This window comes from Pseudomonas sp. MF6776 (assembly GCF_016613125.1).
GTDB classification, from domain to species: domain Bacteria; phylum Pseudomonadota; class Gammaproteobacteria; order Pseudomonadales; family Pseudomonadaceae; genus Aquipseudomonas; species Aquipseudomonas iridis.
The window spans coordinates 49,335-63,627 of sequence record NZ_JAENSQ010000020.1; the positions used below are offsets into that span (position 1 = coordinate 49,335).

Consider the following 14,293-nt stretch of genomic DNA (forward strand, 5'->3'; position numbering starts at 1 on the left):
ATGTGGTCGCGGCCCCCTCCCTCCCCGCTCGAGGAAATTCCCATGAATCAGTCCTGTCCTGGTCGCGTCAGCCGGGAGCGCCGTGGTCACCTGCATATGATCGGCCTGGATCGAGCGGCCAAGCGCAATGCCTTCGACCTCGACCTGCTGAATGAGCTGAGCCTGGCTTATGGCGAATTCGAGGCTGACAGCGAGGCGCGGGTGGCGGTGGTGTTCGGCCATGGCGAGCATTTTACCGCCGGTCTGGATCTGGTGAATGCAAGCTCCGCACTCGCCCAAGGCTGGCAGGTTCCGACCGGCGGTTGCGATCCGTGGGGTGTTTTCGTCGGGCCGAGGGTCAGCAAACCGGTGATTGTCGCGGCACAGGGTTACTGCCTGACCATCGGCATCGAATTGATGCTGGCCGCCGACATCAACCTCTGCGCGAGCAATACCCGCTTCGCACAAATGGAAGTACAGCGTGGGATTTTTCCCTTTGGTGGCGCGACTTTACGTTTTCATCAGGTGGCCGGCTGGGGCAACGCGATGCGCTGGTTGCTGACCGGGGACGAGTTCGATGCGCACGATGCGTTGCGCCTGGGATTGGTTCAGGAAGTGATGGCCAGCGAGGATCTGCTGCCCCGCGCGATTGAACTGGCTGAGCGAATTGCGCGACAGGCGCCGTTGGGGGTGCAGGCGACGTTGCTGTCGGCGCGACAGGCGCGGTATGAGGGCGAGACAGCGGCGGCACAGGGCTTGCCGCCGCTGGTGAAGAAGTTGCTGGCCAGTGAAGATGCCAAGGAGGGGGTGCGGTCGCTGGTTGAGCGCCGACCCGGAATCTTCAAAGGGATCTGATCCGTTGCACAAACCCTTGTAGGAGCTGCCGCAGGCTGCGATCTTTTGATCTTGAAAAATCAAAGCCAAAAGATCGCAGCCTTCGGCAGCTCCTACAGAGGCTCAATTCGCCATTTATGTCGCCGGGCGAATCGCCTTGATCAGCGACTGCAACGAGTAACCCAACCTCGGCGCCAATGCCTCTGCCCGGGCGGCGACCGCTTCCATATCCAACGTCTGATCCAGATCCGCCGGCACCAGCAGAATCACATTGCCCTCCTTCACCGGCAGCTCCCAGTAATGCCGGTGATAAAGCCCGCGCAACAGGGCCGCGCCCAAGGGTTTGCCATCATCGGTGGCCCACTGGTTGATCACCAGCCAGCCGCCCGGATTCAGGCGTTTCTGACAGTCACCGAGGAAACTCCAGGCCAGATGCCCGACACCGGGGCCGACGTCGGTATAGAGGTCGACGAAGATCAGGTCCGCAGGCTCGGCAGTCGGCAGCAAATCAAGGGCATCGCCGACGCGGATGTACAAGCGTGGATCGTCATCCAGGCCAAGGTATTCAATGGCCAGACGCGGGACGTCCGGGCGCAGCTCGATTGCCTCGACATCTTCCAGCGGCAGAAACTTGAGGCACGCCTGCGTCAGCGTACCCGCGCCGAGCCCGAGGAACAGCGCACTCTCCGGGTGCTCGTGGCACAACGCGCCAATCAGCATCGCCCGGGTGTAGTCATATTCCAGCCAGCTCGGATCGGCAGTGAACACGCAGCTCTGCTCGATGGCATCGCCGAATTCGAGAAAGCGGTAATCGGCCACTTCCAGCACGCGAATCACGCCGAACTCATCCTGTACTTCGGCGAGCAGATGCTCGACGCGCTCCTCAGTCATCTTGTCTCCTGATGGTCACCGGGCGCGGTGACGCGATGGCACCGCAGTTGTGCCGTGGCAAAGCGGCGATTGTCGACGAAGGGGCGGGAACAGGTCACGCACTAATTGCTGCTAACATGGCCTTCCGTGCGTAGAACCATAGAGACCGTGATGAGCCAACCGTGGAGCCCTGATAGCTGGCGCGCCCTGCCGATCCAGCAACAACCCCAATACCCGGACGCCGCGCACCTGCGCCAGGTCGAGCAAACCCTGGCCAGTTATCCGCCACTGGTGTTTGCCGGCGAGGCGCGGGAACTGCGTCGTCAATTTGCCGAAGTGACTCAAGGCCGCGCGTTCCTGTTGCAGGGCGGCGATTGCGCCGAAAGCTTTGCCGAATTCTCCGCGGCAAAGATTCGCGACACCTTTAAAGTGTTGCTGCAAATGGCGATCGTCATGACCTTCGCGGCCGGTTGCCCGGTGGTCAAGGTCGGGCGCATGGCCGGCCAGTTCGCCAAACCGCGCTCGGCGAACGACGAAACCATCGATGGCGTGACCCTGCCCGCCTACCGTGGCGACATCGTCAACGGCATCGGCTTCGACGAAAAGAGCCGCGTGCCGGACCCGGAACGCCTGCTGCAGTCGTATCACCAGTCCACTGCGACTTTGAACCTGCTGCGCGCCTTCGCCCAGGGCGGCTTTGCCGATCTGCACCAGGTACACAAGTGGAACCTCGATTTCATCGCCAACTCCGCGCTGGCCGAGAAGTACAGCCACCTCGCCGATCGCATCGATGAAACTCTCGCATTCATGCGCGCCTGCGGCATGGACAGCTCGCCACAACTGCGTGAAACCAGTTTCTTCACCGCTCACGAAGCGCTGCTGCTGAACTACGAAGAAGCGTTCGTGCGCCGCGACAGCCTGACCAACGATTACTACGATTGCTCCGCACACATGTTGTGGATCGGCGACCGCACCCGTCAGCTCGACGGCGCGCACGTCGAATTCCTGCGCGGGGTGAACAACCCGATCGGGGTCAAAGTCGGCCCGAGCATGAACCCCGACGACCTGATCCGCCTGATCGACGTGCTCAACCCGGACAACGATCCCGGGCGCCTGAACCTGATCGCGCGGATGGGTGCGAACAAGGTCGGCGATCACCTGCCGGCGCTGATCCGCGCGGTGCAGCGTGAAGGCAAGCAGGTGCTGTGGAGCTCCGATCCGATGCACGGCAACACCATCAAGGCCAGCAGTGGCTACAAGACTCGCGATTTTGCGCAGATCCTTGGCGAGGTTAAGCAGTTCTTCCAGGTGCACGAAGCGGAAGGCACTTACGCCGGCGGTATTCACATCGAAATGACCGGGCAGAATGTCACCGAGTGCATTGGTGGCGCACGACCGATCACTGAAGATGGCTTGTCGGATCGCTATCACACGCACTGTGACCCGCGGATGAATGCTGATCAGTCGCTGGAGTTGGCGTTTTTGATTGCTGAAACCCTGAAGCAGGTTCGGCGCTGAGATCCGAGATTTGTATCGTTTGAACTGGCCTCATCGCGGGCAAGCCCGCTCCCACAGGGATCTGTGTCGTATACAAAATTGGAGTACGACTCGGTCACTGTGGGAGCTGGCTTGCCAGCGATAGCGTCAGCTCAAACAGCATCAATCTGCGCCAACGCCACCCGCAACCGCCCCGCACTCTCGCGCTGACAATTAAGCTGCACCTGCGCCAGTCCCAACCAATCCGCCATTCGCCGCAAATTCACCGCCAGCGCCAACATCCCCTCTTCATCCAGCCCCAGCTCCTCCTCGTGTACCGCATGCACCGCCAGTCGTCCCGATGCTCGCTCGGCACGTAAATCCACCCGCGCGGCAATCCGCTCGTTGTGCAAAAACGGCAACACGTAATAGCCGTACACGCGCTTGTCCTGCGGTGTGTAAATTTCCAGACGATAGCGGAAATCGAACAGACGCTCAGTGCGGCTACGCTCCCAGATCAACGAATCGAAGGGCGACAGCAGTGCACTGGCTGCGACCTTGCGCGGGACTTTCGGCTCCGGCAGGCAATACGCGATTTGCCGCCAACCGGCGACTTCGCACATCTGCAATTGCCCCGCCTCGACAAGCTCGGACAGTCGCGGACGTGCATCAGCGGGGTTCAAGCGAAAGTAATCACGCAGGTCTTTTTCGGTGGCCACGCCCAGCGCTTCGGCCGCGTGCAACAACAATCCACGCTGCGCCTGCGCTTCATCAGGCAATGGTTGTTGCAGGATCTCCGCGGGAATTACCCGCTCCGGTAAATCATACAAACGCTCGAAGCCACGCCGCCCGGCGACGGTCACTTCCCCGGCGGCAAACAACCATTCCAGCGCATGCTTTTCCGCACTCCAGTCCCACCACGGTCCGGCTTTGTCCTGACGAGTCGACACACTGCCAGCACCGAGTGCGCCCCGCTCTTCGACCAAAGCCAGCACTCGACGTACCGTTTCCTGCTGCTCACGACCGAACTTCGCCAACTGTTGATAGATATCTTCGCCACGCTTGGCCCGCTGCATGCGCCAACCCAGCAATGGATACATCGACATCGGCAACAACGACGCCTCATGCCCCCAATACTCAAACAGCGAACGACGTCGCCCCGAACTCCAGGCAGCCTGGTCGAGCAGATCGGAAGAATAGGAACCAAGACGGGAAAACAGCGGCAGATAGTGCGAGCGCACTACAGCGTTGACGGAGTCGATTTGCAGCAGGCCCAGCCGTTCGATCAGCCGGTTGATGTGGGGCGCCTTGACGGTCGGCGGCTGGCGCCCGTTGAACCCTTGGGCAGCCAGCGCCAGACGTCGAGCCTGTTTGAGGGAAAAGGACAGTGTCGCGGGCATGAGCATCTCCTTGTCTGCTCGCAACCTACCTCAGTCCAGAAGGTTTTGTGTAGCGATGGCCTCATCATTTATGCATCGGATCATCCCAGAACGGCCGCACTGATTCGTGCTCGACGTCGGCACGACTGACCCCGATGTCTTTCAACGCTTCGTCGCTCAGGCTGGCGAGCAACTCACGCTCACGGTGAAGTTCGTACCAGCGGCTGAACTTGTGCAGCAAGTCAGAAACCATGTGGCCATGGCCGGAAAATTTTTCTTCGTCTAAATACTCTCTTTGACCTTTCATCGTTTCGCTCTCCGTTGTGGATGGCTCAAGTCTCGCGCCAGCGCTAAGATCAATCCAACGAATGTTTCTGATGGTATGCATCACGGAGATTCATCAATTGTCGGCCTACCCCAGTATCGATACCGATGTCCTGCGCACCTTTGTCGCGATAGCCGATCAGGGCGGTTTTACCCGCGCCGGCGAAATGGTCAACCGCACGCAATCAGCGGTGAGCATGCAGATGAAGCGTCTGGAAGAAGACGTGTTGCAGCGCCAGTTGTTCGAGCGTGACGGGCGGCAGGTGCGCCTGACTGCCGAGGGCCAGGTGTTGCTCGGCTACGCAAGGCGCATCCTCAAACTGCACAGTGAAGTGTTCAATACCCTGCGCGAGCCACACATGGTCGGCACGGTGCGGATCGGCACGCCGGACGATTACGTGATGCGTTTTCTGCCGGGGATTCTGTCGCGGTTTGCGCAGTTCTATCCGTTGATCCAGATCGAAGTGCATTGCGAATCGACCAAACAGTTGTTGCAGCGTACCGACCTTGACTTGTCGATCGTCACCCGCGAACCGGGTAACGAGATTGGCCAACTGCTGCGCAAGGAGCGTTTCGTCTGGGCCGAGGCACAAAACTTCAGCGCCCACGAGCAGACGCCGTTGCCGCTGGCGATGTTCAACAGTGATTGTTTCTGCCGCTTGTGGGCGTGCAATGCGCTGGACGCGATGGGCCGCGATTACCGCATCGCCTACAACAGCACCAGCCTCTCGGCGCTGATGGCCGTGGTGAGCGCGGGTCTGGCGATCACCGCGCAACTGGAAAGCCTGATCACCCCGGACATGCGCATTCTCGGTGCCGATGAAGATCTGCCGCTGCTGCCCGAGGCCAGCATCATGCTGATCCGCAATCTGAACAATCCATCGCCGATCACCGAATGCCTGGCCGAACACATCGTCGAAGGCTTCAAACTTTAAAGGCGAGCATCACCGCGCACAGCACCAGGAAACCGCAGAACAGCCCACGCAGAAGTTTTTCCGGCATGGCGTGGGCGACTTTCACCCCCCAACTGATGCTGGCCAGACCGCCAATGGCCAGCGGCAAACCGATCATCCAGTCGACTTCGTGGTGTACCGCGTACGTCACCAGGGTGACACCGGTGCTCGGCAATGCCAGCGCCAGCGACAAGCCTTGAGCGACCACTTGCGTGGTGCCAAACAGGCTGGTCAGCACCGGCGTCGCGACCACCGCCCCACCGACACCGAACAACCCGCCCATGGTCCCCGACGCTGCGCCGAGCACGCCCAGCCATGGCCAGGAATAACGCATCTCGGCCGTCGGCGCCGGGCGCTTGCCGAACATTTTCAGCAGGTTGTAAACCGAAAGCACCACGAGAAACGCGACAAAGCCGATGCGCATGGTCTGCGCGTCAATGCCCACGGCCAAAATCGAACCGATCCACGCAAAGCAAAACCCCATCACCGCCAGCGGCAACGCGTGGCGCAGTTCGATGCGATTGCGCTGGTGATAGCGCCACAGCGCCAACATCACGTTCGGCACCACCATTACCAGCGCCGTGCCTTGGGCGATCTGTTGATCGAGCCCGAACCACACGCCGAGCAGCGGGATCGCGATCAAGCCACCCCCGATGCCGAAGATGCCGCCCAATGTGCCAAGCGCGGCGCCGAATAGCAGGAACAACAAAAACTCCATCACAGCTGAATTCCTCTTACGTCAGGCGACTCATCCTACGCAGTCACGGCTGGCGGGGAAACGCACAGCAACGCACAATGGCTATGCCGAATTCGCACAAGCGTTAAACAACATGAATCCCAATCAATTGACCGATCAACTCGGGCTGTTTCTCGACGTGCTGGAAAGCGGCAGTTTCTCTGCAGCTTCTCGTCGCCATCCACTGACACCTTCGGCTGTCGCGCGACGCATCGACAGTCTGGAAAGCGCGGTGGGCAGCCAGTTGTTCATTCGCAGCACCCATGCTGTACGCGCCACGCCAGCAGGTCTGGCCTTTGCCGAACGGGCGCGGCGGATCGTCGCCGAACTGCAATTGGCCCGCGCCGAAGCCGTTTCCTTGAGCAGCGCACCGGAAGGTTTGATCCGCATCGATGCACCAGCAGCCTTCGGACGTCGGCATCTGGCGCCAGTGATTGCCGATTTTCTGGTGCTGTATCCGGGCCTGGATGTGCAGTTGCACCTGATCGACAGTTTCGTCGACATGCACGGCTCGAATCTGGGCAAGGTCGATCTGGTGTTGCGCGCCGGGCAACTGGCCGACACCCGACTGGTTGCCACTCCACTGGCGAGCATGGTGCGAATCGCCTGCGCGAGCCCCGACTATCTCAAGCGGCGCGGTGTACCGAATCATCCCGCGCAGTTGGGCGAACATGACGGCCTCGACTGGGATGGCCTCGCCCCTCCCTTCGCCTGGCGCTTCGAGCAGGACGGGCAGATGCAGTTGCACCGCCCGGCGCGCATCCGCATGAGCGCCAATAACGCTGAAGCACTGGTGTGCGGCGCGCTGGCCGGGCTGGGCATCGCGCACCTGCCGACGTGGCTGGCCAGCGAATATCTGCTGCGCGGCGAACTGCTGCCGCTGTTTTGTGAAAACGGCCTGCCGCAACCCGAGAGCACCGGCATTTACGCCTTGCGCATGGAGCAGCAGACAAACTCGCGCAGCCGTTTGTTGCTGGAATACCTCAAGACCCGCTTCAGCCCGGTGCCACCGTGGGATCTGGCGCTGCAACGGGATTTAGGCAGACTCTGACGTTTGGAAAATTATCTGGCGCATTAAACATTCGAACGCTAGATTCATGAGCATTACTGATCAAGGCTTTGACATGACCACCGACCGCGACACCTGCGATGACCTGCTGCTGAAGAATCAGGCTTGCTTCGCCCTGCATTCCACTTCGCTGATGATGACGAAAGTTTACAAGCCCATGCTGCAAGCCATCGGCCTGACCTATCCGCAGTATCTGGCGATGATGGTGCTGTGGGAGAAGGATGGTCTGACCGTGGGAGAAATCAGCACGCGCCTGCTGACGGATCCGGGATCGCTAACACCCTTGCTCAAACGACTGGAAGGTGAAGGTTTGCTCAGTCGCACGCGCAGCCGTGAAGACGAGCGCGTGGTGATTGTCGAGTTGACTGCGCAGGGACGCGCTTTGCGAGACAAAGCCCAAAGCATCCCGCAATGCATCCTCGGCGCGAGCGGTTTCAGCCTGGAGCGTTTGCAGAGCCTGCAAGCCGAGTTGCAGGCACTGCGCAGTCACCTGCAAGAGAGCCTCAACTAAACCCCGGCTGGACCGTATCCATGTAGGAGCTGCGGCACGCTGCTCCTACAGTTGAACCCTGCGCTGTGAAATTTCCCCTCCCCGCTCAATGCTGATAACGGCTCTGGATCAAGGGTTCTGACGCTCTTGGCGCTCCTCCGGACCAATGAAGCCAACTATTTCCGAAAATTTATCTTGCGCACTAAACATTAGCGAGCTACATTCACCTCGAACTTGATTAGCGCGCAAACAATTAGCGCGATTCGACACACCCAACGAGGCCCACACCATGCAAACTCTCTACACCGCAATCGCAACCTCCACCGGCGGCCGTGACGGTCGTGCGATCTCCAGCGACAACGTCCTCGACGTCAAACTTGCCACCCCGAAAGAACTCGGTGGTGCTGGCGGCGCGGCGACCAACCCTGAACAACTGTTCGCCGCCGGCTATTCGGCCTGCTTCATCGGCGCACTGAAATTCGTCGCCAGCCAGACCAAACGCAAAATCCCGGACGACGCCTCGATCACTGCCCATGTCGGTATCGGCCAGATCCCTGGTGGTTTCGGTCTGGACATCGACTTGCACATCAGCCTGCCAGGCCTTGAACAGGCCGACGCACAAAGCCTGGTCGACGCTGCTCACCAGGTCTGCCCGTACTCCAACGCTACGCGTGGCAATGTCGAAGTACGTCTGCACGTCACCGTGTAAACAAGGCAAAAGAACGTAACCTGCAGGCACAAAAAAGCCCGACTCAATGGTCGGGCTTTTTCTTTCCGCAAAAAACAGTGCTTATTTGGCACGGCCTTTGTAGGAACCGCCTTCGCGGGTGTCGATTTCGATCTTGTCACCGATTTCGATGAAGTCAGCAACTTGCAGCTCGGTACCGTTGGCCAGTTTGGCTGGCTTCATTACCTTGCCGGAAGTGTCGCCACGAGCCGAACCTTCGGTGTAGTCAACGACGCGCACGATGGTGGTCGGCAGTTCTACCGAAACCAGACGCTCTTCGAAGAAGATCGCTTCGCAAACATCGGTCATGCCTTCTTCAACGAAAGGCAGAACGGCTTCGATGTCTTCAGCGTTCAGCTCGTACATGGTGTAGTCAGTGGTGTCCATGAACGTGTAGGTGTCGCCGCTGATGAAGGACAGGGTCGCTTCTTTGCGGTCGAGGATCACGTCGTCCAGTTTGTCGTCAGCGCTGTAAACGATCTCGGTCTTGTAACCGGTCAGCAGGTTTTTCAGCTTGGTCTTCATGATCGCGCTGTTACGGCCCGACTTGGTGAATTCAGCTTTCTGAACCAGCCAAGGATCGTTTTCGAGACGGATCACGGTACCGGGTTTGAGTTCTTTACCAGTTTTCATTGCGAATATCCGAATTTGGATGGGATTTACATAAATCTAGGCCGCGTATCATATCCAATTTAGGTAAAACTGTACCAGCGCTGCGGCAAGATCGGCCTGCAAGCCTTGTTCCAGACACCATGCTTCGGCATTTTCCTGCAGTTCTGGCCAGTGTTTACGCGCGCTGAGCCATTGATCGCCAATCGGCTGCCCCGCACTCCACGCCTGCCACAGACCGTTCATCGCATGGGCTGCTGCCGGCGAGAGGCCTTTCGTATACAGGGCAAGGAAGGCATCGAGCTTGTCCAGATGGATGTCTTCGTCCTGCTGATAGATGTGCCACAGCATCGGCCGCCCCGCCCACTGCGCCCGGACAAATGAGTCTTCACCGCGCACCGCGTTGAAATCGCAGCACCAGAGCAAGTGATCGTATTGATCCTGACGGATGAACGGCAGCACCTGCACGGTCAACGCCTGACGGACATCAATCGCTCCGACGGCCAGGGATTCCACCCCGAGCCATCGCGCAACGTCACCGAGAATCCGCCCTTCCGGCACCAGCAAATGCGTCGGCGTCGCGCCTGCGGCCAGCACGTCCAGCCAACTGGCCAGCCCGGCGTTCTCGTAGGCAAACAACGAGATCAACTGTGCGTCGGGCGCACGCTCGATGCCCAGACCTTGCAGGAATTGTCGCTGCGCGTGGGCATCGCGCTGAAACTTCCGTCGTTGCTCAAGCAAACCTCGTTCGCGCAGCAGTCCACCCGTGCCGGGGCGGAACCCCGGAAAGAAGAAGATTTTCTGCACCGACTTGTATTTGACCGATGGCAGGCCGTGGCACCCGGTGACCCAGTCTTCGGCACTGAGATAGTCGAGGTTCAACCACAGCGGTGGCTTCTCCCGTTCGGCCATGACGTCCATATAGGCACTCGGTAACTGGCAGGCGAACGCTGCGATCACCACGTCAGCGGCGTCGATGGGCAACCACTCGCTCGGCCAGTGCCGCACCTCTACACCTTGCTGCCATTGTTGCGCGGCGTTGATATCGATCTCTGGACAAATACGTTCGAACGCACGCAGATCATCAACCCACAGCCGCACGGCCAGCGAATGCTCGGCCACCAATTGTCGGGCCAGACGCCAGGTCACGCCGATGTCGCCATAGTTATCGACGACGGTGCAAAAAATATCCCAGCGGGTATTCAGTGACGGCATTCAAGACTCCCGTTGGCAAAAGCGCCGATTGTCCGCATTAATGAGCAGATGCAGAAGAGCCGACGGCGATTAATCTTCGTGCGACAATCGCCCCTTGCCCGCAACCATCCGCCAGGAGGCAGCCATGCCCTATCGTCCCAACCCGCGTCGCCCCTTGCCTGTTCAGCTTAGCGCGCTGCATTTGACCGGCAGTATTGCCTTGGGTATGTGGCTGGGTTTCCTCGCGATCGCGCTGACCTGCTGGCTGCTCTCGCGTTTTGTGTTCAACGAACAACTGGCGCCGGTGGCCCAAGCAGTGCAGCAACTGGCGGCTCCACCCGTTGTGCAACCGGCGCCGGACGTTGCGCCGCAGAGTCCGCTGTTCGACCAGTACGAAGAAAACCTGCGCAAGAACGAGCAACAGAATCGTCTGGATCAGGCACGCGACAGCCGCCGCAATCTGTCCAACCCGAAATGTCAGTTCTGGTTGCAACAGGACCAAACCGCGCCCAGCGAAAAAAGCCGCGCCAACGTTTTGCAATTCTGCGATTGATCATGAACAAAAACAGCGTCCACCAACTGATTCTCGACAAGCTGCGCATCGACCTTGATATAGCCGAACGCGCCGCGCAAACCGCTTACGAAACCGCGACCCACGAAGAGAACATCGCCGAGAACAAGTACGACACGCTTGGACTTGAGGCGTCTTATCTGGCGGCGGGGCAAGCGAAACGCGTCGAGGAAATCCGACAGTCACTGGCGCTGTGCCAGAACCTGACGCTGCGTCCCTATGACAAAAAACGTGGCATCGAGGTCGGCGCCCTTCTCGGCCTGGAAGACGAAAAGGGTCGAGAGCAATGGCTGTTCCTGGCGCCGGACGCCGCAGGCTTGAAAATCGATGTGGTGGGTCAACCGATTACCGTCATCACGCCGCGCTCGCCGCTGGGCAAAAGCCTGCTGGGCAAGCTCGAGGGGGATGAGGTGGAGATTCTGGTGGCGGGCACCCGGCAACAATTTGCTGTTACCGAGGTGCTCTGAGGCAGGCGATCAGTGGACCGGCAGTTCGACGCCGTCGAACAGCTCTTCCAGCTCCTGCTTGTTGTGGCAGGCGATGGCTTTGGCCATTACTTCGCGGGTCAGGTGCGGGGCAAACTTCTCGATGAAGTCGCACATGAAACCACGCAGGAAGGTGCCGCGACGGAATCCGATCTTGGTCACGCTCGATTCGAACAACTCGCTGGCATCCAGCACCACCAGGTCACTGTCGAGTTTGGTGTCGACCGCCATTTTGGCGACGATGCCCACGCCCAGGCCCAGACGCACGTAGGTTTTGATCACGTCGGCGTCGGCAGCGGTGAACACCACTTTCGGCGTCAGACCACGATGGCTGAAGGCTTCGTCGAGTTTCGAACGGCCGGTGAAGCCGAACACGTAAGTCACGATCGGGTATTCAGCCAGCGCTTCGAGGGTCAGCTTCGGCAGTTTGGTCAGCGGGTGGCCCTGTGGCACGACCACGCAGCGGTTCCAGCGGTAGCAGGGCATCATCACCAGATCGCCGAACAGTTCCAGCGCTTCGGTGGCGATGGCGAAATCGACGGTGCCGTCAGCTGCCATTTCGGCGATCTGCATCGGTGAGCCCTGATGCATGTGCAGCGCCACGTCCGGGTATTGCTTGATGAAATTGCTGATCACCGGCGGCAGTGCATAACGTGCCTGAGTGTGGGTAGTGGCGATCGACAGGGTGCCTTTCTTCTCGTTGGAGAATTCCTGGGCGATCTGCTTGATGCTTTCAACCTTGCGCAGAATCTCACCGGCGGTGGTGATGATGCGCTCACCGGCGGGGGTGACGCGGGTCAGGTGCTTGCCGCTGCGGGCAAATACTTCAACGCCGAGTTCGTCTTCCAGCAGTCGGATCTGTTTACTGATGCCCGGTTGCGAGGTGTAAAGGCTTTGGGCTGTAGCGGAAACGTTGAGGTCGTGGTGCGCCACTTCCCAGATGTAGCGCAATTGTTGAAGCTTCATATGTATCCCTCAAAGCAGGTAGACGCCACGGGCATCAGCGACGGTATATAACTATATTAATGGTTTAAAGAATAAATCTAGAACTTTTTTGTCAAAGCGCCATTATTCCTGCCTCAGCGATCTTCGCGCCGCCGCCGCTCCACCAACGGCACCAGATAAACCGGGACCTTGGCCAATTGCAGGACCCGCGCCGCCGTGCGCCCCAATGGTGTTTCCGCGCCTACCCCGTGGCTATGACTTCCTACGATCAGCAGATCGACAGAGAGTTTCTGCACCTGGTCGAGAATCACCTGTGACGGATCCCCCTGCACCACGCGCACGGCTCGAATCCGCTGCAAGTCCTGCTCGCCCTCTTCCCCAAGCTCTTCGCGAAAACTCTCCAGTACGCGCTGCTCGATATTGGCGATGACTGTTTTCAGACCCTGGCTATGGAATTCGTTCAACGCCTGCTCGTCGAGATAACTCTGCAACACCGATTCGGCGAACAGCCCCATCGGCTCCACCGCGTGAACCACATACAGATCGGCATCGAATGTCCTAGCCAACGCCAAGGCATGCTGCATCACTAACGGTGCGTACAGACCGAGGTCAGTGGCATACAGCATCGAACGAATCATATGACCTCCTCGCTAGCCAACATGGCGGAGATTTGATTCAGCTTAGCAGTGCCTTGACGAGTACGACGGGAGACGCAACGTCTTGAAGCACGGGGCTTTAGATCGACGGCTCGTTGCTGATGCCATGCGGGACATGGCCGGTGGCGACCACTTCACGGGCCAGTTCGCAATGACCGGCCTGATCGTCGAAGAACACGTCGGCGGCAAACGCTTCGAGAAACGCCGATTTGGTCAGGCCACCGAGAAACAGGGATTCGTCGAGGCGGATGTCCCATTCACGCAACGTGCGAATCACCCGCTCATGGGCCGGCGCCGAGCGCGCGGTGACCAGCGCCGTGCGGATCGGGCAGTCGTCGTCAGGGAACTCGCGCTGCAACAGATTGAGCGCCGCCAGAAAGCCTTTGAACGGCCCGCCACGCAATGGCTCACGCGCCGACTCTCGTTCCTTGGCCTGGAATGCTTCGAGCCCACCGGACTGATAAACCCGCTCCGACTCGTCGGAAAAAATCACCGCGTCACCGTCGAAGGCGATGCGCAATTCATCGCTGGCCGCGCGACTGGCGCCTCCGGACAAAATCGTCGCCGCCGCAAAACCGGCATCCAGCGCAGCGCGCACGTCTTCGGCATGCGTGGAGAGAAACAGGTCGCAACCAAACGCTTTGAGGTAGGGATAAGGACTGCGCCCACCGACGAACGCCGCGCGGGAAATGGCCAGACCATAATGGTGAATCGAATTGAAGACGCGCAATCCGGTGTCGGCGCTGTTGCGCGACACCAGAATCACTTCTACCCGTGCACGGCCGAGACGACTGTTCAGGTTCAGGAGTTTTTCTACCAGCGGGAACGCATCACCCGGCGCGAGGATCTCGTCTTCGTGTTCGATCTGATATTGCCGGTAGGCTTCGACGCCGCTCGACAGGTAAACCTTGTGGCTCTCGCTCAGGTCGAACAAGGCACGCGACGAAATCGCCAGCACCAGTTTGTCATCAATGTTTTTCGCCATGCCTTCCCCCA

Annotated in this window: 17 protein-coding genes; 8 read left to right on the top strand and 9 right to left on the bottom strand. The window is 59.5% G+C overall.

Annotated elements, in window-relative coordinates:
• Window positions 1-42 precede the first annotated feature (42 nt).
• Window positions 43-834 (top strand): crotonase/enoyl-CoA hydratase family protein, encoded by a 792-nt coding sequence (locus JJD74_RS21025; RefSeq protein ID WP_042560262.1) that lies wholly within the window; start codon window positions 43-45, stop codon window positions 832-834.
• 114 nt (window positions 835-948) lie between these two features.
• On the opposite strand, the gene JJD74_RS21030 is transcribed toward JJD74_RS21025, so the two are convergent.
• A complete protein-coding gene (locus JJD74_RS21030; protein WP_042560263.1) occupies window positions 949-1,704 on the bottom strand; it encodes a spermidine synthase in 756 nt (251 codons plus the stop codon).
• Between the two features lie 150 nt (window positions 1,705-1,854).
• On the opposite strand from JJD74_RS21030, the gene JJD74_RS21035 reads away from it, so the two are divergent.
• The gene (locus tag JJD74_RS21035; RefSeq protein ID WP_007964815.1) at window positions 1,855-3,201 is read left to right on the top strand and encodes a class II 3-deoxy-7-phosphoheptulonate synthase; all 1,347 of its coding nucleotides are present in this window, start codon (window positions 1,855-1,857) and stop codon (window positions 3,199-3,201) included.
• Between the two features lie 131 nt (window positions 3,202-3,332).
• Here JJD74_RS21035 and JJD74_RS21040 read toward each other — a convergent pair whose 3' ends face one another.
• On the bottom strand, window positions 3,333-4,559 hold the full coding sequence (locus JJD74_RS21040) for a winged helix-turn-helix domain-containing protein (RefSeq protein WP_200616723.1): 1,227 nt from the start codon (window positions 4,557-4,559) through the stop codon (window positions 3,333-3,335).
• 64 nt (window positions 4,560-4,623) lie between these two features.
• Complete coding sequence (locus JJD74_RS21045; RefSeq protein ID WP_047302364.1) at window positions 4,624-4,845, bottom strand: DUF1127 domain-containing protein; 222 nt, start codon at window positions 4,843-4,845, stop codon at window positions 4,624-4,626.
• Window positions 4,846-4,942: 97 nt separating this feature from the next.
• Here JJD74_RS21045 and JJD74_RS21050 point away from each other — a divergent pair, with 97 nt between their 5' ends.
• Window positions 4,943-5,797, top strand: coding sequence for a LysR substrate-binding domain-containing protein (locus JJD74_RS21050; RefSeq protein ID WP_174823975.1), 855 nt, complete (start codon window positions 4,943-4,945; stop codon window positions 5,795-5,797).
• Here JJD74_RS21050 and JJD74_RS21055 read toward each other — a convergent pair.
• A complete protein-coding gene (locus JJD74_RS21055; RefSeq protein WP_181818510.1) occupies window positions 5,787-6,536 on the bottom strand; it encodes a sulfite exporter TauE/SafE family protein in 750 nt (249 codons plus the stop codon). The genes JJD74_RS21050 and JJD74_RS21055 overlap by 11 nt on opposite strands.
• Window positions 6,537-6,645: 109 nt before the next feature.
• Between JJD74_RS21055 and JJD74_RS21060 the strand changes: the two genes are divergently transcribed.
• From JJD74_RS21060 to JJD74_RS21070, 3 genes are all read left to right on the top strand, one after another.
• Entirely contained in the window at window positions 6,646-7,602 is a 957-nt protein-coding gene (locus JJD74_RS21060) for a LysR family transcriptional regulator (RefSeq protein ID WP_150593151.1), read from the top strand.
• A 73-nt stretch (window positions 7,603-7,675) separates the two neighbouring features.
• Window positions 7,676-8,131, top strand: a complete 456-nt coding sequence (locus tag JJD74_RS21065; RefSeq protein ID WP_196304170.1) for a MarR family winged helix-turn-helix transcriptional regulator — start codon at window positions 7,676-7,678, stop codon at window positions 8,129-8,131.
• 268 nt (window positions 8,132-8,399) lie between these two features.
• Entirely contained in the window at window positions 8,400-8,819 is a 420-nt protein-coding gene (locus JJD74_RS21070) for an organic hydroperoxide resistance protein (protein ID WP_042560269.1), read from the top strand.
• Window positions 8,820-8,900: 81 nt separating this feature from the next.
• Here JJD74_RS21070 and JJD74_RS21075 read toward each other — a convergent pair whose 3' ends face one another.
• The gene (locus JJD74_RS21075) at window positions 8,901-9,470 is read right to left on the bottom strand and encodes an elongation factor P (RefSeq protein ID WP_007908599.1); all 570 of its coding nucleotides are present in this window, start codon (window positions 9,468-9,470) and stop codon (window positions 8,901-8,903) included.
• A gap of 48 nt (window positions 9,471-9,518) precedes the next feature.
• The gene (earP, locus tag JJD74_RS21080) at window positions 9,519-10,661 is read right to left on the bottom strand and encodes an elongation factor P maturation arginine rhamnosyltransferase EarP (RefSeq protein ID WP_042560270.1); all 1,143 of its coding nucleotides are present in this window, start codon (window positions 10,659-10,661) and stop codon (window positions 9,519-9,521) included.
• A gap of 124 nt (window positions 10,662-10,785) precedes the next feature.
• Between earP and JJD74_RS21085 the strand changes: the two genes are divergently transcribed.
• Both JJD74_RS21085 and JJD74_RS21090 read left to right on the top strand, forming a co-directional pair.
• On the top strand, window positions 10,786-11,193 hold the full coding sequence (locus JJD74_RS21085) for a hypothetical protein (RefSeq protein ID WP_200616724.1): 408 nt from the start codon (window positions 10,786-10,788) through the stop codon (window positions 11,191-11,193).
• A gap of 2 nt (window positions 11,194-11,195) precedes the next feature.
• The gene (locus tag JJD74_RS21090) at window positions 11,196-11,678 is read left to right on the top strand and encodes a GreA/GreB family elongation factor (RefSeq protein WP_200616725.1); all 483 of its coding nucleotides are present in this window, start codon (window positions 11,196-11,198) and stop codon (window positions 11,676-11,678) included.
• A gap of 9 nt (window positions 11,679-11,687) precedes the next feature.
• Here the strand turns inward: JJD74_RS21090 and cysB are convergent, their stop codons facing one another.
• From cysB to JJD74_RS21105, 3 genes are all read right to left on the bottom strand, one after another.
• On the bottom strand, window positions 11,688-12,662 hold the full coding sequence (gene cysB / locus JJD74_RS21095) for an HTH-type transcriptional regulator CysB (protein WP_042560273.1): 975 nt from the start codon (window positions 12,660-12,662) through the stop codon (window positions 11,688-11,690).
• A 113-nt stretch (window positions 12,663-12,775) separates the two neighbouring features.
• Window positions 12,776-13,279 (bottom strand): universal stress protein, encoded by a 504-nt coding sequence (locus JJD74_RS21100; RefSeq protein ID WP_200616726.1) that lies wholly within the window; start codon window positions 13,277-13,279, stop codon window positions 12,776-12,778.
• 97 nt (window positions 13,280-13,376) lie between these two features.
• Entirely contained in the window at window positions 13,377-14,282 is a 906-nt protein-coding gene (locus JJD74_RS21105; RefSeq protein ID WP_042560275.1) for a 5'-nucleotidase, read from the bottom strand.
• Window positions 14,283-14,293 lie beyond the last annotated feature (11 nt).

Coding starts and splice junctions, on each gene's coding strand:
- JJD74_RS21025 (WP_042560262.1), top strand. CDS start 43: ATGAATCAGTCCTGTCCTGGTCGCGTCAGCCGGGAGCGCCGTGGTCAC.
- JJD74_RS21030 (WP_042560263.1), bottom strand. CDS start 1,704: ATGACTGAGGAGCGCGTCGAGCATCTGCTCGCCGAAGTACAGGATGAG.
- JJD74_RS21035 (WP_007964815.1), top strand. CDS start 1,855: ATGAGCCAACCGTGGAGCCCTGATAGCTGGCGCGCCCTGCCGATCCAG.
- JJD74_RS21040 (WP_200616723.1), bottom strand. CDS start 4,559: ATGCCCGCGACACTGTCCTTTTCCCTCAAACAGGCTCGACGTCTGGCG.
- JJD74_RS21045 (WP_047302364.1), bottom strand. CDS start 4,845: ATGAAAGGTCAAAGAGAGTATTTAGACGAAGAAAAATTTTCCGGCCAT.
- JJD74_RS21060 (WP_150593151.1), top strand. CDS start 6,646: ATGAATCCCAATCAATTGACCGATCAACTCGGGCTGTTTCTCGACGTG.
- JJD74_RS21065 (WP_196304170.1), top strand. CDS start 7,676: ATGACCACCGACCGCGACACCTGCGATGACCTGCTGCTGAAGAATCAG.
- JJD74_RS21070 (WP_042560269.1), top strand. CDS start 8,400: ATGCAAACTCTCTACACCGCAATCGCAACCTCCACCGGCGGCCGTGAC.
- JJD74_RS21075 (WP_007908599.1), bottom strand. CDS start 9,470: ATGAAAACTGGTAAAGAACTCAAACCCGGTACCGTGATCCGTCTCGAA.
- earP (WP_042560270.1), bottom strand. CDS start 10,661: ATGCCGTCACTGAATACCCGCTGGGATATTTTTTGCACCGTCGTCGAT.
- JJD74_RS21085 (WP_200616724.1), top strand. CDS start 10,786: ATGCCCTATCGTCCCAACCCGCGTCGCCCCTTGCCTGTTCAGCTTAGC.
- JJD74_RS21090 (WP_200616725.1), top strand. CDS start 11,196: ATGAACAAAAACAGCGTCCACCAACTGATTCTCGACAAGCTGCGCATC.
- cysB (WP_042560273.1), bottom strand. CDS start 12,662: ATGAAGCTTCAACAATTGCGCTACATCTGGGAAGTGGCGCACCACGAC.
- JJD74_RS21100 (WP_200616726.1), bottom strand. CDS start 13,279: ATGATTCGTTCGATGCTGTATGCCACTGACCTCGGTCTGTACGCACCG.
- JJD74_RS21105 (WP_042560275.1), bottom strand. CDS start 14,282: ATGGCGAAAAACATTGATGACAAACTGGTGCTGGCGATTTCGTCGCGT.